Annotated in this window: 3 protein-coding genes and 1 pseudogene; all 4 read right to left on the reverse strand. The window is 64.7% G+C overall.

Annotated elements, in window-relative coordinates; all coding sequences use genetic code 11:
* Positions 1 to 491 (reverse strand): WXG100-like domain-containing protein (locus PV350_RS22785; protein WP_500335737.1); only part of this gene is annotated, 491 nt, incomplete at its 3' end.
* 2 nt (positions 492 to 493) lie between these two features.
* Positions 494 to 826 carry a hypothetical protein gene (locus tag PV350_RS22790; protein ID WP_500335739.1) on the reverse strand — a complete coding sequence of 111 codons (333 nt, stop codon included), beginning with the start codon at positions 824 to 826 and terminating at the stop codon, positions 494 to 496.
* A gap of 82 nt (positions 827 to 908) precedes the next feature.
* A complete protein-coding gene (locus PV350_RS22795) occupies positions 909 to 1,349 on the reverse strand; it encodes a YbaB/EbfC family nucleoid-associated protein (protein ID WP_500335741.1) in 441 nt (146 codons plus the stop codon).
* A 61-nt stretch (positions 1,350 to 1,410) separates the two neighbouring features.
* Positions 1,411 to 2,201 (reverse strand): annotated as a pseudogene (locus PV350_RS22800) (hypothetical protein); the annotation flags it as partial.

Here is a 2,201-nt window from a genome sequence, read left to right on the forward strand (position 1 = left end):
GCGTCCAGACCGAACCCGATCGCAGCACCCGTCGCAATCGACACCAACAGCCGCTTCATAATCATCATGAAGATCGCCCGGGCCCCACTGATCAACGCCGGGATCGCCTCAGGCGCCCAGAACGCCAACTGCCCTATCTCGAACGCCGTCCAGCTGAGCATTCCGATGATCATGTACTTCGCGTACTCGATCTGCAGCGCAGTGTGCTTGCCGAACTGCCCCAGCCGCCCCGCCGCATCAGACATCTCCGGCAGACTCGCCCGCAAGCGCCGCGTGAACGTGGCAAACCCATCCGCCACCGACCCCCCGACGCTCTCCAGGACACCGCGCACCGACGGCCCGATCTCACTGGCCAGCGCCATCAACTGCCGGGCAGCCTGATCCCACAGCTCGCCCAGAGCACGCAGCCCCGTCTCATCACTCTTGGGCCACCGCTCCCCCACAACCAGCGGAGCAAGCCACTCCAACTCCCGGGGCATCGGAATACTCAACGTTAGTGCCTTCTTGTGCCGCCATCGGCGTTTCCGGCGTCGCCGGAAGTGCCGCGGTACAACTGCTGAGAGTTATGAGAGTTCTGATCTTCTGTATTTTTGAGACCGGCGGACAGGGTATCGATGCCGTCATACATGCTCTCGACTACATCGCCCATGTCTTTCGTGCTGCGGATGAGCATCTTTGCCGGTCGGCCGTACTGCTCGTAGAACTGTCTCCCGGGGGCGTCGTCGCCCCAGGGTTCGCCCAGCCTGACAAGCCCGCCCTGCAGTCCCCCAGCAATCTGTTGGAACCGTCGCTGAAGATACTCCAAATGCGGAAGCTGCTCGTCCAACCCGTCAGTATCGGCATAGAATCTTCTATCGGGCACGCGTCTCCTCCCAGCTCCTAGTCAATGCAAGACGCGGCACGCGGAATCACCGGGCGCCGCCATCCCGTGCTTCCGGATGCCCCTCGGCGAGGTATTCCCGCACGAGGTCGGGCATCCCCGGCTCCTCCTCGAGCATCGCGCTGGCATCAACCCTGCCTTCGAGCAGGTCCGCGATCCGCACCCCGGCGGGAAGTCCGGCCGACGTGATGTCCCCAACCGCCTCGAGTGCGTTCGCACGAGCCTGCCGAAGGGTCGACACCAACGCTTCCGACAATTCTTTCGGCGACATACGGCGATAAGCACCGGTCGGGAACTCGATCGAGACCACCTCGCCCTGCGCACTCACCGTCGCCTTAACAGCCTGCCGGGAAGCAGTCGCGGTACCGGTCACCTCGTTAATACGGCGACGAGTCTCGACAGCTTCTTCGCGCTGCCTGCGGTACAGAGCCAACAAGTCGTCAATCTGCTGGTCATAAGAACTGGTCACGTACTGCTCCTTGCATGATGCACTCGTAGTACGGCGTATGGGAACGGTTCACCAACCGGTGTCACCGGACCGCTCCAGTCCCGTCTGACGCCGCCGAACCCCAGGTGTCGCCCTCCTGGACCAGCAGGTCGGCGATCCTGCGGCTCGGCTGCTCCTCGTCTTCCTCCGGTTCTTCGTGACCGGACGGTTCAGCAGCGGCTTCGGAAGGGGCGTTGTACACAGGAAGCACCGCCGAGAAGGCGAGGTCGCCGGCGGTCGGCGCCGAACGGTCAGGACGCCAGGTGGCCAGCGATGAGCCTTCCGTCTCGCCCTCCGCCGTAGTCTCACCATTCCACGTGCTGCGCTCCTCCATGGCGTGGCCCGTTGTCACAGTCTCTCGCTCGTCGTCCGTCGGTACAGGCCACAGCAAGGACACGAAAGGCGTCGCGGCAATGCCCCAGGCTTCGGGATCGTCATCTTCGTCATCCGGCGCCGGTATGTTGCCGGGAGCCGGCGGCGTCGGCCCTGTGTCACCTGGTGGCGCCTGCAGTGCCTCCGCCGCGCCGCCTTCAGGATGCTGAAGGCGGCGCGCGGAGGGTTCGTCTCTGGGTTCCCCTGATCTGGGGCCGGACGCAGCGGTCGCCGCCAGTCCTGCAGCGGCCGCGCCGAGCAGCGCGGTTGCGTAGCCATCATCCGAGTTGTCCCGGGCTGCCGATACGTGGTCGGCAGCAGCTTCTGGTGCTGCCATCACCTGAGGTGTCACAGGAAGCCCATCGGAGCCGAGCGGCACATCCCCCGTCAGCTCCTGGTCCGCGTCGGTGTCATTGTCGAATGGCAGTCCAAGTCCCTCGCCACCCGCCTCCGCACCGCCAT

The organism is Streptomyces sp. PA03-6a (genome assembly GCF_033792765.1).
GTDB lineage: Bacteria > Actinomycetota > Actinomycetes > Streptomycetales > Streptomycetaceae > Actinacidiphila.